A 24,156-nucleotide genomic window follows, 5' to 3' on the forward strand; every position below is an offset into this window, starting at 1 on the left:
GGCTTTTCAAATACTCAATTAAGGTCGCTGTCATGCACCAGATCCTCGATAGCCACAAGGAAGAGCAGATAGTCCCGCTGTTCCGTCTGGGGTTTCGTCCCTTCTTCCTGCTTGGAGCTCTGTTTTCCTGCCTAGCCATGTTGGGCTGGCTGGGGCAGCTTAACGGCTGGTTCGCTCTGCCCGGTATTGGCAATCCCATCTGGTGGCACGCTCATGAGATGTTGTTCGGCTTTGGCGCCGCCATCGTCGCGGGGTTTCTGTTGACTGCTGTCCAGAACTGGACGGCTCATCCCGGCGTTCGCAGCTGGCCATTAGCGTTGGTCGTGGGATTGTGGGCGCTGCCAAGGTGCCTGCTACCCTGGCTGGGAGAAGACAATATCATTCTGATGGCGTTGGATCTGGCTTGGCTACCGCTCTGTGCCTGGTTCCTCGCCAAGCCCATCATCATGACACGCCAATGGCGCAACCTCTTCTTTGTCCCCTTGCTCCTCATACTGACGCTGCTCAATGGCGCCACTTGGTTATGGCGAGATGACTGGAACACAGTGGAACATCTGCTGATCACGGCTGTACTGCTGTTCACCACTCTGATTGCCGTGATGGGTGGACGGGTTATTCCCTTCTTTACTGCCAGAGGCACGGGTCAGGAGAAGGCACCTCCCCGCCCCTGGCTGGAGCGCGGGGCATTGGCCTCTCTCTGGCTGATCCTGCTGCTCTGGCTACTGCTGCCCGGCTCATGGGCCAACTCTTTATATACAATGCCTCTATATATAGTGGCGGCTGGCTTGCACCTGTGCAGGCAACTGCGCTGGCAACCCGGTGACACCCTGGCACACCCCCTGCTATGGTCGCTGCACCTGGCTTACCTGTTTATTCCCCTTGGTCTGCTCGCCTTCACGGCTCAGGCTGCTGGCCTGCCCCTCAGCTTGTCGCTGGCCAGTCACCTGCTCAGTGCTGGCTGCATGGGCACCATGATCCTCGGAATGATTGCCAGAGTGTCGCTCGGTCACAGCGGCAGAGCCCTGCACGTAGGGCGCAGGATCACCATGGCATTCGCTCTGGTGATCGTCTCTGCGCTCGTGCGGGTCTTGATCCCTCTGTATTGGCCTACCTTGACGCTGACGGGATGGAACCTGAGCGGCTGGAGCTGGATAGCGGCCTATGGTCTGTTTGTCTGGGTTTACACCCCCATCCTGACCCGCCCCAGAGTGGACGGTCGTCCTGGCTAGCCATCAGGCACGAGTGGCGGGATAGTGGATCAAATTGTGAAAAACGACCGGGGCTATTCCCAAATTGCGGTAACCATGGGGGCGGTCGGCGACGAAGCGAACGGCTTCCCCCTGCTCCAGTGAACGCCACTGCCCATCGACCAGCACCTCCATTACCCCGCTGATGACGATGACATGCTCGGTCACCCCGGTCTCATGGGGTTCCGATTCCCGCTGATAGCCAGGTAGCAGGGTCAATTCAAACAACTCGAACCCGAAGCGGCCTTCATAGGGAAACAGCGGCGCCACCTGCATGCCTTCGCCCGCCGGTTGCTGGCGAATGTCATCGGCGGTGCGATAGAGCGTCTCCCCCGCCACTGCCGGGGTCGGCTCGATAAAGCTGGAGAAGGAGACCCGAAACCCGGTGGCGATCTTCCACAGAGTCGCCACCGTCGGGCTGGATTCCCCCCGCTCGATCTGCCCCAGCATGGCCTTGCTCACCCCGGTCTCACGGGCAGCCACATCCAGACTCCACCCCAGGTCGCTGCGCAGCCCTTTCAATCGCTGAGCCAGATGTCGATTCATCTCCTGCATACGCCCTCTCCCGAATGCGGCATGTCACCTTGTGCGCTATAGCGCACAAGGTTATAGTCAAAGTCATATTGTACGTAATAACGCACAAGCTATCGACATACACAAGGAAGTCACCATGCCCTTTGCTTTCCCCCATCTGGCCGCAGGCCTTATCGCCGTTCTGGTTGGCTATACCAGTTCGGTTGTGCTGATCATTCAGGCGGCCACCGCCGCTGGTGCCGATGCCGCCCAGGTATCCTCCTGGCTATGGACGTTGGGTATTGGCATGGGAGTGAGCTGCATCGGCCTCTCCCTTTATTACCGCATACCCGTGCTGACCGCCTGGTCTACCCCCGGGGCCGCCCTGCTCATCACCAGCCTGGGCAATTTCAGCCTGTCGGAAGCCATCGGTGCCTTCATCGCCTCCTCCTTGCTGATCACCCTGTGTGGCATCAGCGGCTGGTTCGACAGGCTGATGCGCCACATTCCAGCGCCCCTGGCCGCCGCCATGCTGGCTGGTGTGTTGCTCAGATTCGGGCTGGACCTATTCAAAGTCGCCCCACAGGATCCCCTGCTGCTTGGCGCCTCGCTGCTGGCGTTCTTGCTTGGGCGCCACCTCTGGCCCCGCTACACCATGGTGCTGGTCCTGGGTGCCGGCATGCTGCTCTGCACCCTGAGGGGCGAGCTGCAGCTTGCCGAGGTCCACTGGCAACTCTCCAGTCCGGTATGGATCTCGCCAACCTTCTCCATCAACGCCTTGCTGGGGATAGCGCTGCCGCTTTTCATCGTCACCATGACGTCGCAAAACATGCCCGGCATTACTATCCTGCGTGCCCATGGTTATCAACCGGCAACCTCTTCCCTGATCGGTTGGACCGGTCTTACCGGCCTGCTGCTGGCCCCATTTGGTGGTTATGCCTTCAACCTGGCCGCCATCACGGCCGCCATCTGCATGGGCAAGGAGGTGGATCCCGACACGGCTCGTCGCTGGCCCGCCGCCGTGTGGGCGGGCTGCTTCTACCTGCTGACCGGTTGCTTCGGAGCTACCGTGGTCGCCTTGTTCAGCGCCTTTCCCACCGCTCTGGTGACCTGCGTGGCCGGGCTGGCACTGCTCGGCACCATAGGCAGCAGCCTGCACGCGGCACTGCAGCAGGATGAAGAGCGGGAAGCCGCGCTGCTCACCTTCCTCATCACGGCTTCGGGGATCAGCCTGCTCGGTGTCGGCTCTGCCTGCTGGGGATTGCTGGTCGGCGTGGCGCTGCATCAAGTCAACCGCCTCCGCGCCTGACCTGACCATCTGGGGAGACTCCAGTGAGACGCTGCACACAATTCGGCAAAGGTGGTTCACAGGTGAACCCCATTCCCGTTTAGTGAGAAGGAGGCGCAGATTCTTCCCGATACGCGCCGCTGTCAGACTCAATACTGGAGAAGAAGAATGAGGAATCAGGCTGTCATTTTATTGCTGACCCTGCTGGGTACCACCAGTGCCCATGCCGTCGACACGGACAGGGAGCTGGCACGCCAGCTCGCATTGCAACAGAAGAGCCTGCTACCCCTGCTCACCAATCAGGAGTACCAGAGCCCGCTGCCAAACCTGCTGCAAAAGGCGAGTCCACGCCTCAAGCGGCAGGCCAGCGATGCCAACCAGGCCGCGATCAGCCGGCAAGGGCTGGACGGCGAGATCAAGCAGCTGATGCAGCTGCGACTGGCCAACCCGGAGCAGGCTGCCGCACTGCAACAAGGAGTCGACCCCCTGGTTGCCTACGTGCCGAGCGGAGATGAGAAGAGCTGGAGTGCCATCGAAGCCTTCGACAGCGCCGGCAACCCGGTCTACCTCGATGTAAACCAGCCACCGGCACGGCCGGTACTGGTAGTGGAGGCCGATCCCGTCAAGGCCAAGAATGCAGGCTTGAAGGTGATGCGCAAGGCGCTGGCAGCCGCCGATATCCAGGTGGCCCCCCGTGTCGCCGGCAACACGGCCCCCCTCAAGACCAGCATCCTCAAGAAGATCAGGCTCAGCGATGATCAGGAACCCTGGTTGCTCGGCGCCGCCGAGGTCTACGCCGTCGTGGCCGGGGTCAATCCCGGTCGGGACGAACCCGTGGTGGACATAGTCGACATGCCCTATCTCGACCATGACAACACCGACTACACCCCGAACCAGATCCTGGTGTACTGGGATCGCTATCGCTGGGGCGCAGTCGACCTCGTCATGATGGAGCAGGATGACAACGTCAACTACAAGGAGCTGAGCGCCCTGCTGATCGAGGCCCTCAAGCTCGGCTTCACCGCAGGCGGCGTGCCGGAAGCCCTGCCCTTCCTCGACCTAGGCGGTCGCATCGTCAAGGCGCTGCCCGACTCCTGGATGACCAACAACGACGACTATCTCGATACCTTCTACACCCTGGAGCAGGACCAGAGCTACCACCAGTATCCCGGTGCTGCCGGCAATGCGGTCATCACGCTGGAGCCCAAGGAGATCCAGCCGACCAGACCCTGAACATCACTCAAGGCAAAAAGCCAATGAGGCGACTCATTGGCTTTTCTCGTTTCGGTCTCAAGGGGCTCAAGGCCGGTTGAAATGATGCAGACCTACTTCAGGGTCGGCACCCACTTGTTGTCAGGGGTGGGTGAAGCAGGGCAGGGAGCGGCTGAATCTGTGCTCGAACACCAGAGAGGTTTCGAGGTGTACCACCTCTTCCCGGGAGGTGAAGTGATCGAACACGAAGTTGCGCAGGTGTTCGGTGTCGGCGACGCAGAGGTGCACCAGGAAATCATCCTTGCCACCCATGTGAAACAGGCTGATCACCTCGGGCAACGCCAGGATGGCATCGCGAAACGCATCTATGATTTGCCGGCTGTGACGCGCCAGCTGCAGGGAGACCATGGCCTGGATATGGCCGCCCAGAGCCTGATAATCCACCTCGCAGTGAGCACCTTTCAGCACCCCGTCCTGTTGCAGCTTTCGCACCCGCTCCAGGCAGGTGGAGGGAGCCACCCCGACCAGGGCCGCCAAATCCTTGTTGGTCATGCCCGCATCGCGAAACAGATGGGCCAGGATGTCCAAGTCCAGTTGATCCAGGTTTCTCATCTCTACTCCTTCCATCGCTCTATTTTTTTAGACTCTGCCCGTAAACCGGACCGAACACAACGCAGATTGACATCGCACCCGCGCCCTCTATGCTGTGCCGCACTCAAACAGGGGGCCAACAAGTTCGTTTGACACCCGCCTAGCACCGACAAGGATCCTCATGCTCAGTGCCCACCCCTTCTGGAGCCTGGAGGTTCCGCGCCTCGACGGCCAGCTGTTGCTCACCCCCTGCCCCGGCAACCAGCAGGTTGCCATGCCGCTCGCCCTGGCCCAGTTGCAGCTGGCCGGTGCAGGCGGTGTGCTCACGCTGATGACGAAGGATGAGCTAGCCGCACGTGGCGCAGGCTCCCTCGGCTCACTGGTCAAGGCCAGGGGCATGGCCTGGTTCCACCTGCCCATAGCGGACGATGAGGCCCCTGATGAAGCCTTCGAGCAAGCCTGGCTCCCCGTGCTGCCGCAACTGATCTCCCTGCTGCGCGAGGGCAGGCACCTGGCCATTCACTGTCACGGAGGGAGCGGCCGCACCGGGTTGGTAGCGGCCCTGCTGCTGATGGCCCAGGGCCAGCCCCAGCTGGAGGCCATGGCCACCATCCGGGCCAGGCGGCCCGGCGCTTTCACCCTGGCCTGCCACCGTCACTGGCTCGACACCCGGGGACGACGACTGGCCGAGGCCGACTGAAGGAAGCCCTGCCCCTTGAGCTGCTGACAAGTGAACACCTTGCCGATCTCCTCCAGCCAATAGCGGGTGAGCCAGCCCTACACCTGGCCTTTGGGCTGCTGATAAGTGAACACCTTGCCAATCTCCTCCGACCATAGCCGGTGAGCCGGCCCTACATCTAGCCCTTGGGCTGCTCGTAAGTGAACACCTTGCCGATGTCCTCCAGCCGATAGCTGGTGAGCTGATAGACGTAGTAGTTGAGCCAGTTGGAAAACAGCAGGTGGCCGTGGCTGCGCCAGGTGGCGCGCGGGGTCTGATCGGGATTGTCGCCCGGGTAGTAGTTGACCGGGATGACGGGGGTGAGGCCCGCCGCCAGATCCCGCCGGTACTCCCCGTCCAGGGTCAGTGCATCGTATTCGGGGTGGCCGGTGACGAACACCTGGCGGCAATCCTTGGTCGCCGCCAGATAGACACCGGCCTCCTCGGACTCGGCGAAGATCTGCAGATCGGTATGGGCGCGGATGAGATCCCCATCAAAGGCCGCATAGCGGGAGTGGGGCGCAACGAATTCATCATCGAAGCCACGCAGCAGCGGCTCGTGCTCATCGAGGCGGTGGTGGCGATAGACCCCGGACAGCTTCTCGCCGTGGGTCTGCTTCTCCATGCCGTAGAGCGCCTTGAGCGCCGCCTGCACCGCCCAGCACAGGAACAGGGTGGAGGTCACATGCTGATGGGACCACTCGATGATCTCGACGATGCGCGGCCAATAGACCACCTCCTCGAACTCCACCAGCCCGAGCGGCGCCCCCGTGATGATCATGCCGTCGTAGTTGTTGCCACGCACCTGCTCGAAATCGTGATAGAAGTTCTCGAGGTGTGCCTGGGGCGTGTTCTTCGACTCCCGATCGTCGATGCGCAGCAGATCCACGTCCACCTGCAAGGGCGAGTTGGAGAGCATCCGCATCAGCTGGATCTCGGTCTCTATCTTCTTGGGCATCAGGTTGAGGATGAGCACCCGCAGCGGACGGATGTTCTGGGTGACGGCCCGGGATTCCGTCATCACGAAGATGTTCTCCTGCCCCAGCACTTCGGCGGCGGGCAACTGGTCCGGGATCTTGATCGGCATGCTGACTCCCTGTACTGCATCGGTAAATATGTCTGGACATCTAGAAGCCTATAATAAAGCGCTCATCCTGTCATCAGATACCTTTTGTATTCACCCCTGCCTTTGACTAGCATACGGCTCTGTGTGTCTCTCGTGCCCAACCCCATGACAGGAATCAAGATCTCGGTCGATCGGCTGCAAGTCGGCAATTACGTCTCCCTGCCACTGGGATGGCGTGAGCACCCCTTCCTGTTTTCCAGCTTCAAACTCAAGAGTGAAGAGGAGATAGAGCTGATCCGCCGGCTCGGTCTCAAGCTGGTGACCATCATCCCCGACAAGAGCGACGCCCCCCCCAAGCCCCTCGATCAGGTGCAGCCCGCACCGGATGGTGCTGACGATCTGGTCGGGCGCCAGCAGGAGATGCAGCAGGAGAAGACCAGGCGCATCGAGCAGTTGCAGCGCTATCGCCGGGATCTGCAGCAGTGCGAGAAGCATTTCCAGCAGTCCCTGGCCCAGGTGCGCAACCTGATGGGCAAGATCCAGTCCCGCCCCCTCAACGCCATCAATGAGGCCCAGGAGCTGATCAACGCCATGACGGAGCAGTTGCTGTCGGTGGACGAGATGGTGCTGCACCTGGTCTCCGACAGCGCGGACGGCAACAACCTCCAGTTCCACTCCCTCAACGTCAGCGTGCTCAGCATGCTGCTGGCCAGAGAATGCAAGTTGCCGGCCGAGGCTATCCGTCAGGTCGGCATGGGAGCCCTGTTCCACGACATCGGCAAGCTGAAGATCCCGAGCCAGATCCTGCGCAAGACAGGCCCTCTGACCAAACCCGAGCAGAACCTGATGGCCCAGCATCCGCGCTACGGCCTGGAGTTGCTGAGCCTGACCAGTGGCTTCCCCGAGCCGGCGAAGCGCATAGTGCAGTACCATCACGAGTACCTTGACGGCAGCGGGCCACAGGGGCTCAGGGGGGATCAGCTCGACCCGCTGACCCAGATAGTGTCCCTCATCAACGAGTACGACAACCTCTGCCACCTGCAGGCCAAGGTGCCCTATTCCGCCCTCGGCAACCTCTACAAGCAGCGCAAGGGCCAGTTCAACGCCGACCACCTCGGCATGCTGATCCGGCTGATGGGCATCTACCCGCCCGGCAGCGTGGTGCAGCTCTCCAACGGCCAGGTCGGGCTTGTGATGTCGGTCAACGCCTCCCGCCTGCTCTACCCCGCTGTGCTGGTGTACGACCCCCGCATCCCGCGCCAGGAGGCGGCCATCATAGATCTCGAGCAGGCCGAGCTGACCATTGCCAAGGTGATCCACCCCAAGCGACTGCCGCCGGCGGTGTTCGAGTACCTCAACCCGCGCACCCGGATCAGCTACTACTTCGAGCACAACAAACCCTGATCGGGGTTCACCACCCAAGGAGCCTGCATGCGTATCGAGATCATCAGCACGGGGGACGAGATAGTGACCGGCTTGGTGGTGGACACCAACGCCGCCTGGCTCAGCGCCCTGCTGCTGGAGCAAGGCTGGCAGGTGCGCCGCCGCCTGACCGTGGGGGACAACCTCGCCGATCTGAAGGCCGCCTTGCAGGAGAGTGCCAGCCGGGCCGAGGTGGTGCTGGTGTGCGGGGGGCTCGGCCCCACCGCGGATGATCTCACCGCCCAGGCGGCGGCCGAGGCCTTTGGCCAGCCCCTGACCCTGTTCCCCGACTGGCTCGCCACCATGGCCGAGCGCTACGCCAGCCGGGGCCGCACCATGGCCCAGAGCAATACCAAGCAGGCCTGGCTGCCCCGGGACTGCGAGATCCTCGACAACCCGGTGGGCACCGCCTGCGGCTTCGTAGTCAGCCACCCGGCCAGTCACGGCCAGAGCCGGCTCTTCTTCACCCCGGGCGTGCCGTTCGAGTTCAAGCAGATGGTGCGCGAGCAGATATTGCCCCGCCTCAAGGCGCTGGCGGGGGAAGAGACTGACACCGAGCTGCGCCGCTTCTATACCTTCGGCATCTCGGAATCCGCCCTCTCGGACAAGCTGGATGCAGCGCCCTGGCCTGCGGGCATCGAGCTCGGCTACCGCTCCTCCATGCCCCTCATCGAGCTGAAACTCATCGGCCACAGGGCCAGCGCCGCCGACATGGATGCTGCCGAGGAACGCCTGCTCGGGAAGATAGCCCCCTGGCTGGTAGGGCGGGGCAACGAGGAGCCGGCGCAGCAGATCTTGGCCCTGCTGGGGGAGCGGCCGCTGTGCCTGCAGGAAGGGGAGAGTCGGGGTGCCCTGCTGGCCATGTGCCACCCGCATCCGGGGCTGGAGGCCAGCTTCAGCCATAGCCTCCCCTGCGAGCTCGACCATCTGACATGCAGCGGACGGGAGCCCAGCCTGACCATAGGCAGTGCGGGCCCCGACGGCGTGCCACTGCTGCTGTGCGCAGACGGGCAGCAAATCGGCCAGCGGGTGAAGCTAAATCACCCGGATCCCGAGAGCGCCCGCCGGATCCTCGCCTTCGCCGCCCTCGACATGCTGCGCCGCCACCTGCAGGGGCTGCCGGTGCTCGCCGACTACCTCACCCTGACCAGAACGGCCAGCCGCATCGACTGATACCGGGCTAGAAGGCGCCTAAGCCCCCATTCCCATGCACCCAGTACCCGGCAAGCGCCAGGGTCAGCAGGCAGAAGGCCTTCTCATAGCCCCCGCCGCTCTTGAGGGGCAGGCCGGGCAGCCGAAAGCGCCGTCGCCAGGGCCAGAGCAGGGGAATGCCCATGGGGGTGAGCCAGTCCCCGAGCAAGTGGCTGAGGTAGCCGACGATGAGCGCGTCCTTCATCACGCCGGACAGCGGGCCGGATACCTGAAACTGCGCCAGCCCCCATATCCCCAGACCCACCGCCAGCAGGCTGTGGGTGAAGCCACGATGGCCGAACAGGCGGGAGAGGGGCCCCGAGATCCAGGGCAGCTGCCGACCGAGCAGGGACTGGGGGTGATCGAGGTCTGGCAGCAGCGCGCTGGCCAGGGCCATGGGCACTATGTGCCACAGGCTGCCTTCGGCCAGAGCCGGAGTGAGTTCGACCTTGTGGGCAAGCAGGGCGCAGGTGACGGAAAACAGCAGGTGGCCTTGGGCGGTCATGGGGCTCGTTCGGTTGGACAAGAGGGCAGTATGATCGGTAGCGACCCGCATCAGCGCCTCGGGGCGGCGGCAGATTAAAATCCCTTGAACCGCCTCTGGCAAGGTGAATCGTATCGCCACCCTGAACCTGACACCCATCTGGGTCCGCTTTCGGTGAAATAGTCAGCAGATACCGCCAAACACACCTCACTTGACACCAAACAAGTCATCACGGCACCGTCACCCGCCGTCAGACACAATTTCCCCAACCCGGCTCACCCATTTGCACTCGGCTCGTTGACCCGGAAGAAGAAATGCCAGAATACTGCGGTTCTGGGCCGCCCTGATGACATTGGCTTTTGGCAAGGATCCCGCCCCCGGCCACAGGGAGGTTGGCCGGATCGGGACAACGAAGGAGGATCCCGGTGTTAAGCAAAGAGTGGTTTCAGCTGTCGGCAGACATGACCTATGTCTGTCTGCGCATTGCCCCGGGTCTCACCGATCCCGTTCAGGAGCACCATGTCCTGGCCCTGTTGCGGCTCTCCAACTGCCGACGCTATCAACCCCTCGGCGAGGGGATCCGGCAGGCCGTCACCCTGCTCAACACCCTGCTGACCCAGCCTGATGCCCCCTCTCACCCGCCCGTGCCCATCGCCCAGCGGCAGGATGCCCGACTGCTGATCCTGATCGACAAGGATCAGATGAGCGCCAGCGCCCAGATCACCGCTGACTGGGGCGGCAGTTCCCTCACCCTGGCGCAGTTGCAGGAGGCCGTGGCGGCGAGTCCGGTCAAGCAGGGAGTGAGCGAGCGGCTGCTCGCCGCCGCCATCAAGGCCGCCAGCGAGGCCGCCCCCGGCACCCGGCTCAACCCCGTCATCGCCCTGGGCAAGGCGGCCAGACACGGCCTGGATACCCGCCTGGAGCGACTGGTGGAGACCGCAGCCGAGCGGATCCTGAAACCCCAGGAACTGGACCATGGCAGGGTAGACATGCGCGATCTCGGCACCCTGCTCACCGTCAAGGCAGGCGCCCCCCTGATGCAGCGCCACCCGGCCACCCAGGGCATAGATGGCTTCACCGTGACGGGCCAGGTGCTGGCGGCCCGCTCCGGCAAGGAGAGCGCCATGACGGCAGGAGAAGGCACCTGCTTCTCCCTCGAAGATCCGGACCTGCTGCTGGCGACCCGCGCCGGGCTACCGTGCCAGGAGCGGGCCGGCATGAGGGTGGACGAGGTGCTGAGCGTCAAGCAGGTCGATATCCGCCACGGTCACGTCGAGTTCGAGGGCTCCCTGCTGGTGACCGGTGATGTCATGCCCGGCATGCGGATCAAGACCAGTGGCGATGTGGTGATAGGGGGCTTCGTCGAAGGGGGCTATATCGAATCCGGCGGCACCATCACGGTGCGCAACGGCATCATAGGGCGCAAGCTGGAGGGGGACGAATACCTCTGCCACCTCTGCGCCGGGGGCGAGATCCACGCCAGCTATGCCCAGTACGCCAGGCTGGAAGCAGACGGCGACATCCATATCCAGAGCCAGCTCAGCCACAGCTATTGCCGCAGCGGCCAGGATCTCAAGGTCGGGGACAGCGCCATGCGCAAGGGCCACCTCATCGGCGGCATCAACATCGCCAACCGCCTGATCATGGCCCCCGTGCTCGGGGCCTCGGCGGCGAACCGGACCCGGTTGCAGATCCTCGGCGGCTACTTCAGCCACAAGGAGCAGGAGCAGGCCCTGCGTCAACGCAAGCAGGCCTGCCGGGAGCAGCTCGACAAGCTGCAGGATCTCATCCTGCGGTTGCTGCAACAACCCAGCGACAAGCGCAATCCCGAGACTCTGAAGAAGATCAAGGCGATCCGCACCCATCAGCTGGACGAGAGCAAGTCCCTTGACGAGCAACTGGCCGAGGCACAGCACGCGCTGCAGGCCCTGATGGCCAGCATGGACATCATCGCCACCCAGCGCCTCTTCCCAGGCGTCGAGGTGGAGATGGCGCACTACCACAGTCGGGTCGATATAGAGCACGGCCCCATCCACTTCGCCATCCGGGACGAGCAGTTGCAGCTGACCCCTTACGAGGGCCAACGCTGATGGCCGCCACTCTCCCCTTCGGCGATGGTGGCGTGATCCCGGCGGCGATTTTCGCTACACTCGGCCTCCCCTTGGCCCCATAGGGCGGGCCGGCCAGACTCAGGTAGTGAGAAGATGTACAAGCTGATCGCATTGGATATGGATGGCACCCTGCTGAACCCGCACGGTCAAATAACCCCCCGCACCCATGCCGCCATCGCGGCCGCCCGCACCCAAGGCGTCACCGTGGTACTGACCTCGGGCCGCCCGCTGGAGGGCATGACGACCTATCTGGCCGAACTCGGCCTCACCGGTCAGGATGACTACGTCATCTGCTACAACGGTGCCCTGGTGCAACAGGTCGCGGATCAACGCATCCTGCGCAGCCAGCTGCTGACCGGCAGCGATGCCAGCGCCATCGCCCATCTGGCCTTTGAGCTTGGGGTCAACGTCCACGGCTTCTCCGTCCGCCAGGGCCTCATCAGCCCCAGAGTCAGCACCTACACCGAGCACGAGTCCCGACTGATCAAGATGCCGATCAACCTGGTGGACTTCGCCACCCTGCCCGCCGACGAGCAGATCATGAAGGTGATGATGATAGACCCCGAGCCCCAGCTCTCCCGCGCCATCGCCCAGCTGCCCGCAGAGCTCTATGAACGCTACACAGTGGTGCGCAGCTCCCCCTACTTCCTCGAGTTCATGAACAAGCGAAGCAACAAGGGCACCGGCGTGGCCGCCCTGGCCGAGCACCTGGGCCTGGACGCCACCCAGGTCATCGCGGTGGGTGATGCGGGCAACGACCGCCACATGATCGAATATGCCGGACTCGGGGTCGCCATGGGCAACGCCACCGACGAGATCAAGGCGCTGGCGCAGCACACCACGGCTCGCAATGACGAGGACGGCGTGGCCAGGGTGATTGAGCAGTTCATCCTCAATGCCTGAATCGACGAGGGGCCTGCGGGCCCCTTCTGCTATCCGGCCATCAGGGTCGAATGTTTAATATATCCACCACACCTTTCTCCCAGAAGCCCACCAACTGCGGCTAAAGCCCCTTATAAAGGGACTCAAGCTGGCTTTCCCATCATCAAAATTAACATTGCGGCATCATTTCGTTTGACATATTGAACGGCCTTGGCAGACTGGGATCGGGATCCAGGCTGTCATCGCCCAGGCTGACCGACGATTCTGGCACTGCAGCATGACCCTGATCCCATGACCATGCCTTGAGGCATGCCCTTGCGAGCGTGAGGCGGCAAGGGCCTTCCCAAGGCGCAGGATGAGACCGCCAAGGATAGCCAAGGTGACCTATGCCCAACCCCAGTTCCCATTCCAAACCCGTCGTGCTGATGACCATGGGGGCCCAGGCCCGCAGCGGCCATGCCTACCAGGTCATGACCCACAAATACATCACCCCCCTGGTGGAGATCAGCGGCTGCGTGCCCCTGCTGGTGCCGACCTGCTGCGGGACAGCTGATCTGGAGCAGTATCTGGATCTCGCCGATGGGGTCTACCTGAGCGGGGCCGGATCCAACATAGATCCCGCCCTCTACGGCCAGGAGAACCTGACCCCGGAGAAGGCCCAGGACAGAGACAGGGATCTGTTCGACATAGCTCTGGTGCGCGCCGCCATCGATCGGGGACTGCCCCTGCTCGGCATCTGCCGCGGCATGCAGGAGATCAACGTGGCGCTCGGCGGGGACATTCATCAGAAGGTCTATTGCGAGCCCGGCTATGCGGATCACCGGGAGGATGCGGACGATCCGGTAGAAGAGCAATATGGCCACAGCCACCAGGTGAGCCTGGTGCCCGGCAGCTGGTTTGCCGACCTGATGGGGGAGGCGCAGATCCCGGTCAACTCCCTGCACGGCCAGGGGATCAAGCGGCTTGGCGAGGGGCTGGCGCCGCTGGCCCATGCCGAGGATGGCTTGATAGAGGCCATTCATGCCCCCGGATTGCCCCAGTTCACCCTGGCGGTGCAGTGGCACCCGGAGTGGAAGGCGAAAGAGAACCCCCACTCCATCAAGCTGTTTCGCGCCTTCGGCGACGCCTGTCGCCAATATCGGCAGCGGGCGGGCTAGTCGCCGAACCCCTTGCCTTTCAACTTGGGCAGGGCCCCGCGATCAGGGCGCAGGGTACGGCAGACATCCAGCCCCTTGAGGCCCCGCTGGACATGGTCAGGAGCCTGCCCGAGCACCATGCCGTTGCCGCGATAGAGCCGGGCCTCTTCCAGCTCGAACAGCTCGCCGCCGATCAGCAGCTGTTCACGGCCATCAACCACCTTGCCCCGCTTCAGGGGCAGGGTCATGTCCACCAGTATCTCGCCAGTGGCGCACCCTTCACGCCAGCGAGCCTCATCCGAGAAAGGCGAAATGGCGATATCCCGCCAGGATCCATCCCGAAACTCCATCCGGTAGTGGTCGCGAAACAGATCGCAGCCCGCCAGCACCATGGGGATGGCCAACCAGATGACACTCTTCATTCCACTCACGCCCTGCACTCCCTTGTCAGTCCGCGCCAAGGATAAATAAATGACCTCGCCCGTGCACCTCTTTCTCTGCCGCTCGGGGTGGATCAGAGCAGCAGCCCGTCCAGCTCGTCGAGGGTGGCGAGCTCCACATCCGGCAGCAACCGCAGCGACTGCCAGGGCAGCCGGCGCTCGTTGAGCCAGGCGGCTCGAAAGCCGTGCAGCCTAGCCCCCAGCACGTCCGTCTCGGGATGATCCCCCACGTGGAGGATCTGGCCGGAGGCGAGCCCGAGGGTCTGCTGCACCTGCACGAACATGTCCGGCGCCGGCTTCATCCTGGCCCCCGCCCCTGCCTTGCAGACCAGGGTGAAGTAGTCGCTCAGTCCGGCCTGTACCAGATCCAGGTTGCCGTTGGTGATGACCGCCAGAGGGTAGCGCTCCGCCAGTCTGGTCAGCAGCCGATGGGTCGATTCGCTCACCGCTATCTTCGAGCGTTCGGCCAGAAAACCGGCGAACACCCGCTGTGCCTCCTGCTCGGCCAGGGAGGCGGCCATGCCCCCCTGCACCATGGCCTCACGGATGCCGTGCTGGCGCGCCAGGCTGACATCCTGGCCCAGCTCGGGCCGGGCCAGCAGCAGGTTGCGCTTGAGCTCGAGCCAGCGCGGCTTGTCCAGCATGGCGGTGGCCAGGTATTCGCTGCGCAGGTGGCTCAGCATCCACTGCTCGGCCCGCGCGATGGCGGGGCCGTTATCATAGAGGGTGTCGTCGAGATCGAACGAGATAGCGGCCACCGGCTGCCAGCGACGGTAAAAATGCATGCATTCTCCTCTGCGTCATCAACAAGATCGCCTGGGCTCCCTGCTGTCACTCATCTTCCGGGGTATCGGGGTCCCGCTTGGCCCTGGGGTGGGCGCTGTCATACACCTTGGCCAGATGCTGGAAGTCGAGGTGGGTATAGATCTGGGTGGTGGAGAGATCGGCGTGGCCCAGCAGCTCCTGCACCGCCCGCAGGTCCCCGGAGGACTCCAGCATGTGGGTGGCGAAGCTGTGGCGCAGCTTGTGGGGATGGACGTGGGCATTGAGGGCCTGCTTGTTGCCCCAGCCGTCGAGCCGCTCCTGTACCGAGCGGGCCGACAGCCGCTGCCGGCGTTTCGAGACGAACAATGCCTCCCCCTCGTCCCCCGCCAGCGCTGGCCGCACCTTGAGCCACTTGTGCAACCACTCCACCGCCATTCTGCCCATGGGCAGCACCCGCTCCCGCGATCCCTTGCCGGTGACCCTGAGCTGGCGCTCGTCGAGCTTCACGTCCGCGAGGTTGAGCCCCACCAGCTCGGCGAGGCGCAGGCCGGAGGAGTACATCAGCTCCATGATGGCGCGATCCCGCACCGCCAGCGGATCCTGCTCGTCGGTGATGTTGAGCAGCTGGTACATCTCGTCCACGTCGAGGTTTTTCGGCAGCGGCCGCCCCTGTTTGGGGGTGACGATGCCACGGGCCGGGTTGGCAGCGAGCCGCCCTTGGCGCACCTGCCAGTCGCAGAAGCTGCGCAGGGCGGAGACCTTGGTGGCGAGCGATCGGGGGGCGAGGCCGGCCTTGTGCATCCGGGTCACCAGGCTGCGCACCTGGCTCGCCTCGAGCCGGGCCCAATCGCTCAGGCCAAGCCTGACCAGCTCGGCGGCCATAGCCTCCAGATGGGCCTGATAGTTGCTGCGGGTATGAGGGCTGAGCTGGCGCTCGACCCTCAGGTATTCGATAAAGGCCGTGAGCTCCCCCGCCAAGGCGGGGGGCAGAGGGTCGGCGGCAGGAAGGGGGGCCTTAGCCACGAACCAGCTCGGGCAGACGCATCTGCAGCAGACGGCCCAGCTGACCCAGCAGCAGGGTGTCGTTGTGGGGGGTGAAGTGGCTGGGGTCCGAGCTCGCGAAAGCCAGCACGCCGAGATCCCCAAGCCGCATCAGGGCCACCGAGTTGACCAGCACGTCGCTGCCGAACAGCGCCTGCTTCTCGCTCTGGTTGAGCCGCCCGAAGTAGTAATCCGTCCCGGGAAGCCGCTGGCCCAGCAGCTGATCGAGCTGTTTGCCGTCCGCCAGGAAGCGCTGCTCGGGGCCGCTCAGCTGGAATTTCTTCGGGCTGAGCCAGAGGCGCAGGCCGGTCAGCCGCAACCGCTGCACGAACGCCTTGCCCATCACGGCGCTCAGCTCGAACAGGGTCTGACAGCCATACAGCTCGCCATAGAGATCCGCATAGACCCGGAAGATCCGCTCGTTCTCGCTGGCGATCCCCATCAACTCGGTGATCTCCTGCTCCAGCTGCTCGATGCGCTCGCGCTGCCTGTCCAGCTGGCGTTCCACCAGAGAGATGGTGCCCTTGTGCTCATGGGGAATACGGATCCGGTCCAGCATGGCCCCGTGGCGCTGGAAAAACTCGGGGTAACGGGCCAGGTACTCCAGCACTGTGGCTTCGTCCAACAGTGACTCCTGCCGTTTGAGTTCGCTCATAACTTGGTTGATCCATCCGAAAAAGGGGCACAGGGCCCCGACATTACCGTTTGGCTGCGCGGAGGAGGTCCCCGCTCGATGCCTATAACTCTATCTGGCCGTCAAAGACATGCTCGGCCGGGCCCGTCATGTAGACCGGCTGACCCGGCCCCTTCCAGGCGATGGTCAGCTTGCCACCCGGCAGAGTGACGGTGACCCGCTCCCTGAGCTTGCCCTGGCTGATGCCGATCACCACGGCCGCGCAGGCGCCGGTACCGCAGGCCAGGGTCTCCCCCACCCCGCGCTCGAACACCCGCAACTTGATCTCGCTGGCGCTGACCATCTCCATGAAACCGACGTTGACCCGCTCGGGGAAACGCTCGTGGCGCTCCATGATGGGCCCCAGGGTCTCCACCGGGGCGTCTGCCACCGAGGGCACCTCGATGACGCAGTGAGGATTGCCCATGGAGACGGCACCGCACATCACGGTGTGATCCTGTGCCCGCAGCAGGTAGGTCTTTTCCGCCTTCTGGGCGCGGAACGGGATCTTGCCCGGCTCGAACTGGGGCACCCCCATGTTGACCGTGACCTGGTTCTCCCCCTCCAGTTGCAGGGTGATGCGGCCACGGGCCGTGCTGACCGCGATGCGATCCCGGTTGACCAGCCCCTTCAGGCGCACGAAGCGGGCGAAACAGCGGGCACCGTTGCCGCACTGCTCCACCTCGCTGCCATCGGCATTGAAGATGCGGTAATGGAAGTCGAGCTCGGGATCATAGGGCGGCTCCACCAGCAGCAGCTGATCGAAGCCGATGCCAAAGTGGCGATCCGCCAGCTTCTTGATGACGTCGTTGCTGAAGAACACCTTCTGGGTGACACCGTCCACCACCATGAAGTCGTTGCCCAGGCCATGCATTTTGGAAAACTCAATCAACATCTTCTTTCCCTGCGCAGTTCAGGCCGTCACGAAGGTCGTCCACAGCCCCATGGATCCTGGAAAAATCTGTCACCGTCTTGCGTTCCTGTGGCCGGCTCACGGCAGCAGGTGCTCGCCGCGCCAGAGGTCGGCCAGCTGCTCCCGCTCACGGATGAGATGGGCCTGGTCACCGTCCACCAGCACCTCGGCCGCACGGGGACGGGTGTTGTAGTTGGACGACATGGTGAAGCCGTAGGCCCCGGCGGAACGCACCGCCAGCAGGGAGCCCTCGGCAATCGCCAGGGTACGCTCCTTGCCGAGGAAGTCACCGGTCTCGCACACCGGGCCCACCACGTCGTACAGCGCCTTCTCGTGGGTCGTGCGGCTGTCCACCTCGATGATGTTCATCCAGGCGCCGTAGAGGGAGGGACGCAGCAGATCGTTCATGCCGGCGTCGATCAGCGCGAAGTTGCGGGTCTCGCCGGGCTTCAAGAACTCGACCCGGGTCAGCAGCACGCCGGCATTGGCGACGATGGCGCGGCCCGGCTCGAACAGCAGGGTCAGATCCCGACCCGCCAGCTTCTGTTTGAGCGCCTCGGCGTACTCGGTCGGATGCGGCGGCTGCTCGGCGCCATAGTTGACCCCGAGACCCCCACCCACGTCCAGGTGATGGATGTGGATGCCTTCGGCCGCCAGCTCGTCAATGAGCTTCAGCAGCTTGTCGGCCGCTTCCATAAAGGGATTGAGCTCGGTGAGCTGGGAGCCGATATGGCAATCCACCCCCTTGATCTCGATGTGGGCCATGGCCGCCGCCTTGCGGTAGATGGCAGGCGCCTGCTCGATGGGGATGCCGAATTTGTTCTGCTTGAGGCCGGTGGAGATATAGGGGTGAGTGCCCGCATCGATATCCGGGTTGACCCGTACCGAGACCCGCGCCTTCTTGCCCATGCTGCCAGCGACCCGGTTCAGGCGCTCCAGCTCTGCTTCCGACTCCAGGTTGAAGCAGAGGATCTCTTTCTCCAGCGCGAGGCGCATCTCGGCCTCACTCTTGGCGACGCCGGAGAAGACCACCTTGGCCGGGTCTCCCCCCGCCGCCAGCACCCGTGACAGCTCCCCGCCGGAGACGATGTCAAAGCCCGAGCCGAGGCGCGCCAGCAGGTTGAGCAGGGCCAGGTTGGAGTTGGCCTTGACCGCGTAGCAGATCAGATGGGGAATGTCGCCCGCAGCCTGATCGAAGGCGTGCCAGTGGCGCTCAAGAGTGGCGCGAGAGTAGACATACAACGGGGTGCCGTACTGGTCGGCGAGCTGTTGCAGGGGAAGCTGCTCGGCCTGAAGCTGGCCGTCGGCGTCGTAGTTAAAGTGATCCAAGGGGGCGGTTCCTTCCTAGATTATTGCGGCGCGGCCTCGGAGGCCGGTTTGGCGGTCGCAGGCGAGGCGGCTTGCGGTGTACTCTCTGTCTTGGGCTGTGCCGGTGTTTGCTCAGTGGAGACGGGCTGCTCGGCCGGTGGCATGTAGAGCGGCCCCGTCAGGCCACAGGCGGCCAACCCGAACGACAGCGACGCGGCAAACAGGCACTTGGTGAACTGGGTAATCATAATGGTTCGCTGCGAAAAAATTTTTGGCCCTCTATAATCGCACTCACATTGTTAAAAGCAACAGGATAAACCGATGAAGGATCACGAGTATCACGCCCTGACCGACGCCTTTTTCCAGTATGTGGAAGACGTTATCGACGAGGGGTATCCGGATATCGACTGCGAGCGGGCCGGCGGTGTGCTGACCCTGAGCTTCGAGAACAAGACCAAGGTCATCATCAACAAGCAGGAGCCCCTGCACCAGATCTGGGTGGCCACTCGGGAGAACGGCTTCCACTTCGAGCTGCGCGGTGACAGCTGGATCGACAACCGCTTCGGCGACGAGCTCAAGGCTCTGCTGACCCGGGCCTGCACCACCCAGGCTGGCGAGCCCGTCCGGTTCCCATGATGGCAGAGCCCTCCATGATGGATCTGCATCCCCAGGGCGCCCGTCACGCGGTGGTCTGGCTGCACGGGCTGGGGGATTCCGGTGCAGGCCTCGCCCCGCTGGTGGAAGCGCTGGCCCTGCCCACCGACCTGCCCGTCCGCCATCTGCTGCCCGATGCGCCCGAGCGGCCCATTACCATCAACATGGGCTACAAGATGCGCGGCTGGTACGACATCAAGAGCTTCGAGGATCCGGCGGATCGCGCCGTGGAGTCCCATGTGCGCGAGTCCGCCGATCGTATCGCAGCCCTGCTGGATCAGCTGGTAGCCGAGGGCTTCGCTCCCGAGCATATCGTGCTGGCCGGCTTCTCCCAGGGCGGGGTCATCGCCTCCTTCACCGCCCTGCGCTATCAAGCAAAGCTGGCGGGCCTACTCTGCATGTCCACCTATCTGGCGGCGCCCGAGCAACTGGTCGAGGAGATGAGCGAGGCCGCCCGCGCCCTGCCCATCTGCTACATGCACGGCATCTATGACGACGTGGTGAGCCTCTCCATGGGCTGGGATGCCAAGAACCGTCTGGAAGCGGCGGGACTCAGCCCAGAGTGGCACGAGTACCCGATGCGCCACGAGATCTGCCGCCCCCAGCTCGACGAGATCCGTCGCTGGCTGCTGGCCCGCCTCGGCGCCTGATCCCGCACTGCGGATACGATAACGGCCTGCATCAGCAGGCCGTTTGCTTTCATCCCGTTGGCGATGTGCCCGGCACATCACCCGACTTCCCGGGCCGCCCCCGGATTGTCCCGCTGCGGACTCTGGCTGCGGTAGGGGATCACCTCCAGCTTGTCGCCCATCTGCACGATCTCGTAATACTGGGGCAGGTTGAAGTTGCTGAACTGGCCCGCATCGCTGAAGCGCTCGTGGCCCGAGGTGTAGAAGCGGTTAACTCCCTGCACCAACTCATCCTTGTTGCCGGCGAAGTGCTGGTAGATCTCCACCCGATTCGCCTCGTCCAGGATATAGATGTTGGTGCCCGCATCCCGGGTGTCGAAGAAGAACTGCACCAGCCCTTCGCTCGCGTAGGCATCGACAATGCCGGGCAGATGCTGGCTGTGGGTCTTGTCGAGGCGCAGCGGCAGGTGATCCAGCTTGTTGTGGGAGATGTGGCGGTAGAAGTCGATGGCGTTTTCCAGCTTCTTCACCGACACCCCGCGCCGCTCGAAGAAGATGCCGTACTTCTCTTTCCCCAGCGCCAGCGTCTTGACCAACTGCTGCTTGTCCCGGGCCAGGCGCAGTTCGATGCACTCGGCCACCAGTTGCTGGAAGCGGGTACGCACCAGGGAGCGGAAGTGCTGGCTGTAACAGAACACCTCTATCATCTCGGGGGCGGCGGCATCCTGGTGCATCTTGCCGAGTATGGTGGTGAGGGCATCCACCACCGCTTCCTCTCCCTCGAAGTGCAGGGTGCGGATCTCGCTCCAGGAGTTGCGATAGACGAGATCCACCGATCCCACCAGGCACTCCTGGTTGCGGCCGAAGGAGAAGACGTCGGCGGCATTGGCATCGAACTCGATCACCTGCCCCACCCAGTGGCTTGACGGGTCCGTCTCCAGGTTCAGGAAGATGGAGAGTTGGCGGATCTCGCACGGCCGGCTCAGCGCCAGGTTGGTGGCGCGGGGATACTTGACCGGGAAGGTGCCGGAGAGATCGCGGCAGAACTGGTGCAGATTGTCGATGTGCAGATCCGAGCCCTGATTGAACAGGTGCACCCGGGACTGGGGAGTAAGCAGGCCGTTGAAATAGGCCCAGGCCACCAGCTTGCTGATGTAGCCATTATATTCGAGCGGCGCCCGACCGATGATGTCGGCGGGCTCCAGGGAATGCTTGTAGAGATACCAGCCGGCGCGATTCAGGCGACCGTGCGGCACCTGCACCAGGCTGAGATCCGGCTCGCCGAGATCCGGCGCTATCTTGAGGTTGATCCGCTGCACCTTGCCCGGCAGGCTCTCGAAGGCGGCATAGAGCTTGCGCGACAGTATGCCGATGTCTTCCGGATTGATGGACTCGCTGATGTTGTTACGCCGGGCGAACTGGATGAGGTTGCGGTAGCTCTGCATCAGGGCCTCCAGCAACTCGGCGTAGGCCACCTTGACGTCCTCGACCTTCCACTCCTGGCGATGATCCAGGTGATGCAGCCGCTCCGGGCTCCAGCCCCAGTAGGCCACCAGCTGGGCCATCTGCTCCCGGCGCCAGTCCGGGGAGTGATCTTCCTTGGGGTGGCTCAGGCCGTCACACACCTTCAGATAGAAGCAGCGGCGCACCAGATCCAGGCGCTGCATGTCGCCGATGGATTTCAGGTAGTTGGTCACCTTGTCCAGCATCAGGCAGTAGTTGTCGAGTCGGTAGTGCATCCCCTCGTTGTGCTGGAACCAGTCGCGGCTGGTCACCGACAGCAGCCGGGTGTTGGGATACTCGTGGGAGTAGGCCTCCATCAGCACCGACTTGAGCACCGCCTTGTAGGGGGAATCTATGCCCTTGTAGAGCTGCCACAGGGCGGAGCCGAAGTACTCCTCGGCGGGGATGCGGTCAAAGCCCCCCAGATCGAGCCAGTCGTCCTGGCTCAACTTGCCATGGGCGAACAGGCCGTTGACGTAGTCGTCGTAGTGATCGTCATATTCGGCCGGCACCAGATACCAGAGCAGCCGCTTGCCCGCGATGTGCATGGCACTGCGATAGAACTCGTCGAGCAGCAGCAGGTGCTGGGCGCTGCCGCAGCTCTCCCCCTGCATCTGGGCATCGTTGCGCTGGCGGAACTTGTCTTCGGGGATCAGGAAGAAGTTGAGATCGACTCCGCGCTGCTCGGCCCACAGGGAGAGGTGCTGGCACTTCTGCTCCAGCAGGGCGAGGCGCTCACTCGACAGACCGGCCACGTGACAGACCCAGATGTCGAGATCTGAGTGGCAGCACTGACCGATGGAGGAGGTACTGCCCATGGAGTAGAGACCCTGGATCGACTTGTCGTGGGTGCTGAGGCCGCCCTGACAGTTGGCGTTCTGGCACAGATCATGGATGAAGGCCTGCTGGGCCTCGTTGGCGACGAAACTCCAGATACCATGAGGCACGTCCCCAGCCACATAACCGGGCAGGAGGGGATGATTGAAGTGCAGCATGACAGGCAGCAGTTGAAAGACCTGCTGCCCATAGCGACTCATGAGATCCAACGCTCGTTGCGTCTTGAGACGATTCAGCTCGTCGTAGCGCGCCACCAGCGTGTCCAGTTTTACCAGCAATGCCCTACCTATGGGGAAGAGAAATGACGCACCAAAACGGGGAGACGTCAAAAAAGTGTGATCATGTTAACAATGCAAACAGCAGTGGTAAACAAGCCCGCACACAATCACCGGATTATTTCTGGCACGCCCAGTAACGGTATCAGTAGAAAGCAATAAAAAATAATATTTTCAATTAGTTGCCATCATATAATGACCGAGTGAAAATTATTTTCAGCGACCCTTTTTGAGCTTGGCCCCGCTTTTGCCGGCTGCGTCATGAAAGCCCATGCAAAGGGTGGTAAGATCGTTTTCCTCACTAAAGATGAAACAACTGATTGATATGGCAGCCCGAACCCTGAGAATTGCCACTCGCAAGAGCCCACTGGCCCTGTGGCAGGCCAACTTTGTAAAAGATCGGCTGGAAGCCCTCTATCCCGACCTGCGAGTCGAACTGGTCCCCATGAGCACCCAGGGTGACAAGATCCTGGATACCCCGCTGGCCAAGGTCGGCGGCAAGGGGCTCTTCGTCAAGGAGCTGGAGACTGCCATGCTGGAAGGCCGGGCCGACATCGCCGTCCACTCCATGAAAGATGTGCCGGTGGAGTTCCCCGAGGGGCTAGGCCTGCACACCATCTGTGAACGCGAAGACCCGCGCGATGCCTTCGTCTCCAACCGTTTCAAGCAGATAGACGAGCTGCCCCAAGGGGCCGTGGTCGGCACCTCCAGCCTGCGCCGCCAGTGCCAGCTGCGGGCCGCCCGCCCTGATCTCGTGATCCGCGACCTGCGCGGCAACGTCAATACCCGCCTTGCCAAGCTGGATGCCGGCGAGTACGACGCCATCATACTCGCCGCCGCCGGCCTGAAACGGCTGGAGATGGCCCATCGCATCACCGCCTTCATCGAGCCGGAGCAGAGCCTGCCCGCCAACGGCCAGGGTGCCGTCGGCATCGAGTGTCGTCTGGACGATGTTGAGCTGCACGCCCTGCTGGCACCGTTGGAACACGCCGAGACCCGGATCAGGGTGCTGACCGAGCGCGCCATGAACCGTGCCCTGCAGGGGGGCTGTCAGGTTCCTATCGGTGCCTATGCCCTGGTGCAGGGGGACGAGATCTGGCTGCGCGGCCTGGTTGGAAGCCCGGATGGCACCCAGGTGATCCGGGACGAGATCCGCGGACCCCTGACCGATGGCGAGGCGCTCGGCCACACCCTGGCCCAGCGCCTGCTGGCCGATGGTGCCGACGCCATTCTTGCCGAGGTCTACCGGGCATGAGT

General features: G+C 63.2%; 24 protein-coding genes. 12 read left to right on the plus strand and 12 right to left on the minus strand.

The genetic code is table 11. The features are described 5' to 3' along the window. Positions 1–32 precede the first annotated feature (32 nt). Entirely contained in the window at positions 33–1,229 is a 1,197-nt protein-coding gene (locus BN1127_RS07230; RefSeq protein WP_042649002.1) for an NnrS family protein, read from the plus strand. A gap of 3 nt (positions 1,230–1,232) precedes the next feature. Here the strand turns inward: BN1127_RS07230 and BN1127_RS07235 are convergent, their stop codons facing one another. Then, positions 1,233–1,802, minus strand: a complete 570-nt coding sequence (locus BN1127_RS07235) for a helix-turn-helix domain-containing protein (RefSeq protein ID WP_042649003.1) — start codon at positions 1,800–1,802, stop codon at positions 1,233–1,235. Positions 1,803–1,917: 115 nt separating this feature from the next. Between BN1127_RS07235 and BN1127_RS07240 the strand changes: the two genes are divergently transcribed. Both BN1127_RS07240 and BN1127_RS07245 read left to right on the plus strand, forming a co-directional pair. Then, positions 1,918–3,069 carry a benzoate/H(+) symporter BenE family transporter gene (locus tag BN1127_RS07240; protein ID WP_042649004.1) on the plus strand — a complete coding sequence of 384 codons (1,152 nt, stop codon included), beginning with the start codon at positions 1,918–1,920 and terminating at the stop codon, positions 3,067–3,069. A gap of 147 nt (positions 3,070–3,216) precedes the next feature. After that, positions 3,217–4,281, plus strand: a complete 1,065-nt coding sequence (locus BN1127_RS07245; protein WP_042649005.1) for a DUF3103 family protein — start codon at positions 3,217–3,219, stop codon at positions 4,279–4,281. Positions 4,282–4,401: 120 nt separating this feature from the next. On the opposite strand, the gene BN1127_RS07250 is transcribed toward BN1127_RS07245, so the two are convergent. After that, positions 4,402–4,872, minus strand: a complete 471-nt coding sequence (locus tag BN1127_RS07250) for an Lrp/AsnC family transcriptional regulator (RefSeq protein ID WP_025325515.1) — start codon at positions 4,870–4,872, stop codon at positions 4,402–4,404. A 160-nt stretch (positions 4,873–5,032) separates the two neighbouring features. Between BN1127_RS07250 and BN1127_RS07255 the strand changes: the two genes are divergently transcribed. Then, positions 5,033–5,551: a phosphatase domain-containing protein gene (locus BN1127_RS07255; RefSeq protein ID WP_042649006.1), complete on the plus strand. Its 519-nt coding sequence runs from the start codon at positions 5,033–5,035 to the stop codon at positions 5,549–5,551. A gap of 157 nt (positions 5,552–5,708) precedes the next feature. Here BN1127_RS07255 and metA read toward each other — a convergent pair whose 3' ends face one another. After that, positions 5,709–6,656 carry a homoserine O-acetyltransferase MetA gene (gene metA, locus BN1127_RS07260; RefSeq protein ID WP_005327747.1) on the minus strand — a complete coding sequence of 316 codons (948 nt, stop codon included), beginning with the start codon at positions 6,654–6,656 and terminating at the stop codon, positions 5,709–5,711. A gap of 144 nt (positions 6,657–6,800) precedes the next feature. Here metA and BN1127_RS07265 point away from each other — a divergent pair, with 144 nt between their 5' ends. Together BN1127_RS07265 and BN1127_RS07270 are read left to right on the plus strand one after the other, a co-directional pair. Beyond that, on the plus strand, positions 6,801–8,039 hold the full coding sequence (locus tag BN1127_RS07265; RefSeq protein WP_042649007.1) for an HD-GYP domain-containing protein: 1,239 nt from the start codon (positions 6,801–6,803) through the stop codon (positions 8,037–8,039). 27 nt (positions 8,040–8,066) lie between these two features. Then, entirely contained in the window at positions 8,067–9,230 is a 1,164-nt protein-coding gene (locus tag BN1127_RS07270) for a competence/damage-inducible protein A (RefSeq protein WP_042649008.1), read from the plus strand. A 7-nt stretch (positions 9,231–9,237) separates the two neighbouring features. Here the strand turns inward: BN1127_RS07270 and BN1127_RS07275 are convergent, their stop codons facing one another. Next, positions 9,238–9,753: a metal-dependent hydrolase gene (locus BN1127_RS07275; protein WP_005327731.1), complete on the minus strand. Its 516-nt coding sequence runs from the start codon at positions 9,751–9,753 to the stop codon at positions 9,238–9,240. Positions 9,754–10,157: 404 nt separating this feature from the next. Here BN1127_RS07275 and BN1127_RS07280 point away from each other — a divergent pair, with 404 nt between their 5' ends. From BN1127_RS07280 to BN1127_RS07290, 3 genes are all read left to right on the plus strand, one after another. Then, the gene (locus tag BN1127_RS07280) at positions 10,158–11,822 is read left to right on the plus strand and encodes a DUF342 domain-containing protein (protein WP_042649009.1); all 1,665 of its coding nucleotides are present in this window, start codon (positions 10,158–10,160) and stop codon (positions 11,820–11,822) included. A 114-nt stretch (positions 11,823–11,936) separates the two neighbouring features. After that, on the plus strand, positions 11,937–12,746 hold the full coding sequence (gene yidA / locus BN1127_RS07285; RefSeq protein WP_042649010.1) for a sugar-phosphatase: 810 nt from the start codon (positions 11,937–11,939) through the stop codon (positions 12,744–12,746). 365 nt (positions 12,747–13,111) lie between these two features. Next, positions 13,112–13,882 carry a gamma-glutamyl-gamma-aminobutyrate hydrolase family protein gene (locus tag BN1127_RS07290; RefSeq protein WP_042649011.1) on the plus strand — a complete coding sequence of 257 codons (771 nt, stop codon included), beginning with the start codon at positions 13,112–13,114 and terminating at the stop codon, positions 13,880–13,882. Here BN1127_RS07290 and BN1127_RS07295 read toward each other — a convergent pair. The 7 genes from BN1127_RS07295 to lptM all read right to left on the minus strand — a co-directional run bounded on the left by BN1127_RS07295 (position 13,879) and on the right by lptM (position 19,249). Further along, positions 13,879–14,283, minus strand: coding sequence for a hypothetical protein (locus tag BN1127_RS07295; protein ID WP_005327724.1), 405 nt, complete (start codon positions 14,281–14,283; stop codon positions 13,879–13,881). The genes BN1127_RS07290 and BN1127_RS07295 overlap by 4 nt on opposite strands. 92 nt (positions 14,284–14,375) lie before the next feature. Further along, on the minus strand, positions 14,376–15,086 hold the full coding sequence (locus BN1127_RS07300) for an HAD-IA family hydrolase (RefSeq protein WP_042649012.1): 711 nt from the start codon (positions 15,084–15,086) through the stop codon (positions 14,376–14,378). 46 nt (positions 15,087–15,132) lie between these two features. Further along, positions 15,133–16,089 carry a tyrosine recombinase XerC gene (gene xerC, locus BN1127_RS07305; RefSeq protein ID WP_042649013.1) on the minus strand — a complete coding sequence of 319 codons (957 nt, stop codon included), beginning with the start codon at positions 16,087–16,089 and terminating at the stop codon, positions 15,133–15,135. Continuing rightward, positions 16,082–16,762: a DUF484 family protein gene (locus tag BN1127_RS07310; protein ID WP_005330951.1), complete on the minus strand. Its 681-nt coding sequence runs from the start codon at positions 16,760–16,762 to the stop codon at positions 16,082–16,084. Before BN1127_RS07310 ends, xerC begins: the two co-directional genes overlap by 8 nt. Before the next feature lie 82 nt (positions 16,763–16,844). Continuing rightward, positions 16,845–17,675 (minus strand): diaminopimelate epimerase, encoded by an 831-nt coding sequence (gene dapF, locus BN1127_RS07315; RefSeq protein ID WP_025325502.1) that lies wholly within the window; start codon positions 17,673–17,675, stop codon positions 16,845–16,847. A gap of 96 nt (positions 17,676–17,771) precedes the next feature. After that, positions 17,772–19,022, minus strand: a complete 1,251-nt coding sequence (lysA, locus tag BN1127_RS07320) for a diaminopimelate decarboxylase (protein WP_042649014.1) — start codon at positions 19,020–19,022, stop codon at positions 17,772–17,774. 20 nt (positions 19,023–19,042) lie between these two features. Beyond that, entirely contained in the window at positions 19,043–19,249 is a 207-nt protein-coding gene (lptM, locus tag BN1127_RS07325) for an LPS translocon maturation chaperone LptM (protein ID WP_025325500.1), read from the minus strand. Between the two features lie 73 nt (positions 19,250–19,322). Here lptM and cyaY point away from each other — a divergent pair, with 73 nt between their 5' ends. After that, positions 19,323–19,637, plus strand: coding sequence for an iron donor protein CyaY (gene cyaY, locus BN1127_RS07330; protein ID WP_005330957.1), 315 nt, complete (start codon positions 19,323–19,325; stop codon positions 19,635–19,637). Between the two features lie 14 nt (positions 19,638–19,651). After that, positions 19,652–20,305, plus strand: coding sequence for an alpha/beta hydrolase (locus tag BN1127_RS07335; RefSeq protein ID WP_042649021.1), 654 nt, complete (start codon positions 19,652–19,654; stop codon positions 20,303–20,305). Positions 20,306–20,382: 77 nt separating this feature from the next. Here BN1127_RS07335 and BN1127_RS07340 read toward each other — a convergent pair whose 3' ends face one another. Continuing rightward, positions 20,383–22,902, minus strand: coding sequence for a class I adenylate cyclase (locus BN1127_RS07340; RefSeq protein WP_005330961.1), 2,520 nt, complete (start codon positions 22,900–22,902; stop codon positions 20,383–20,385). A 322-nt stretch (positions 22,903–23,224) separates the two neighbouring features. Here BN1127_RS07340 and hemC point away from each other — a divergent pair, with 322 nt between their 5' ends. Continuing rightward, the gene (gene hemC / locus BN1127_RS07345; protein WP_041207133.1) at positions 23,225–24,154 is read left to right on the plus strand and encodes a hydroxymethylbilane synthase; all 930 of its coding nucleotides are present in this window, start codon (positions 23,225–23,227) and stop codon (positions 24,152–24,154) included. Positions 24,155–24,156: the final 2 nt, after the last annotated feature.

The organism is Aeromonas media (assembly GCF_000819985.1).
Lineage (GTDB): Bacteria > Pseudomonadota > Gammaproteobacteria > Enterobacterales > Aeromonadaceae > Aeromonas > Aeromonas media.

What these genes read in the sequence shown, in the direction of transcription:
- BN1127_RS07265 (WP_042649007.1), top strand. Translation starts at nt 6,801, where the DNA reads ATGACAGGAATCAAGATCTCGGTCGATCGGCTGCAAGTCGGCAATTAC.
- BN1127_RS07290 (WP_042649011.1), top strand. Translation starts at nt 13,112, where the DNA reads ATGCCCAACCCCAGTTCCCATTCCAAACCCGTCGTGCTGATGACCATG.
- BN1127_RS07310 (WP_005330951.1), bottom strand. Translation starts at nt 16,762, where the DNA reads ATGAGCGAACTCAAACGGCAGGAGTCACTGTTGGACGAAGCCACAGTG.
- cyaY (WP_005330957.1), top strand. Translation starts at nt 19,323, where the DNA reads ATGAAGGATCACGAGTATCACGCCCTGACCGACGCCTTTTTCCAGTAT.
- BN1127_RS07250 (WP_025325515.1), bottom strand. Translation starts at nt 4,872, where the DNA reads ATGAGAAACCTGGATCAACTGGACTTGGACATCCTGGCCCATCTGTTT.
- dapF (WP_025325502.1), bottom strand. Translation starts at nt 17,675, where the DNA reads ATGTTGATTGAGTTTTCCAAAATGCATGGCCTGGGCAACGACTTCATG.
- BN1127_RS07240 (WP_042649004.1), top strand. Translation starts at nt 1,918, where the DNA reads ATGCCCTTTGCTTTCCCCCATCTGGCCGCAGGCCTTATCGCCGTTCTG.
- yidA (WP_042649010.1), top strand. Translation starts at nt 11,937, where the DNA reads ATGTACAAGCTGATCGCATTGGATATGGATGGCACCCTGCTGAACCCG.
- hemC (WP_041207133.1), top strand. Translation starts at nt 23,225, where the DNA reads ATGGCAGCCCGAACCCTGAGAATTGCCACTCGCAAGAGCCCACTGGCC.
- BN1127_RS07255 (WP_042649006.1), top strand. Translation starts at nt 5,033, where the DNA reads ATGCTCAGTGCCCACCCCTTCTGGAGCCTGGAGGTTCCGCGCCTCGAC.
- BN1127_RS07270 (WP_042649008.1), top strand. Translation starts at nt 8,067, where the DNA reads ATGCGTATCGAGATCATCAGCACGGGGGACGAGATAGTGACCGGCTTG.
- BN1127_RS07235 (WP_042649003.1), bottom strand. Translation starts at nt 1,802, where the DNA reads ATGCAGGAGATGAATCGACATCTGGCTCAGCGATTGAAAGGGCTGCGC.
- BN1127_RS07300 (WP_042649012.1), bottom strand. Translation starts at nt 15,086, where the DNA reads ATGCATTTTTACCGTCGCTGGCAGCCGGTGGCCGCTATCTCGTTCGAT.
- BN1127_RS07275 (WP_005327731.1), bottom strand. Translation starts at nt 9,753, where the DNA reads ATGACCGCCCAAGGCCACCTGCTGTTTTCCGTCACCTGCGCCCTGCTT.
- metA (WP_005327747.1), bottom strand. Translation starts at nt 6,656, where the DNA reads ATGCCGATCAAGATCCCGGACCAGTTGCCCGCCGCCGAAGTGCTGGGG.
- BN1127_RS07230 (WP_042649002.1), top strand. Translation starts at nt 33, where the DNA reads ATGCACCAGATCCTCGATAGCCACAAGGAAGAGCAGATAGTCCCGCTG.
- BN1127_RS07335 (WP_042649021.1), top strand. Translation starts at nt 19,652, where the DNA reads ATGATGGATCTGCATCCCCAGGGCGCCCGTCACGCGGTGGTCTGGCTG.
- BN1127_RS07245 (WP_042649005.1), top strand. Translation starts at nt 3,217, where the DNA reads ATGAGGAATCAGGCTGTCATTTTATTGCTGACCCTGCTGGGTACCACC.
- BN1127_RS07295 (WP_005327724.1), bottom strand. Translation starts at nt 14,283, where the DNA reads ATGAAGAGTGTCATCTGGTTGGCCATCCCCATGGTGCTGGCGGGCTGC.
- lptM (WP_025325500.1), bottom strand. Translation starts at nt 19,249, where the DNA reads ATGATTACCCAGTTCACCAAGTGCCTGTTTGCCGCGTCGCTGTCGTTC.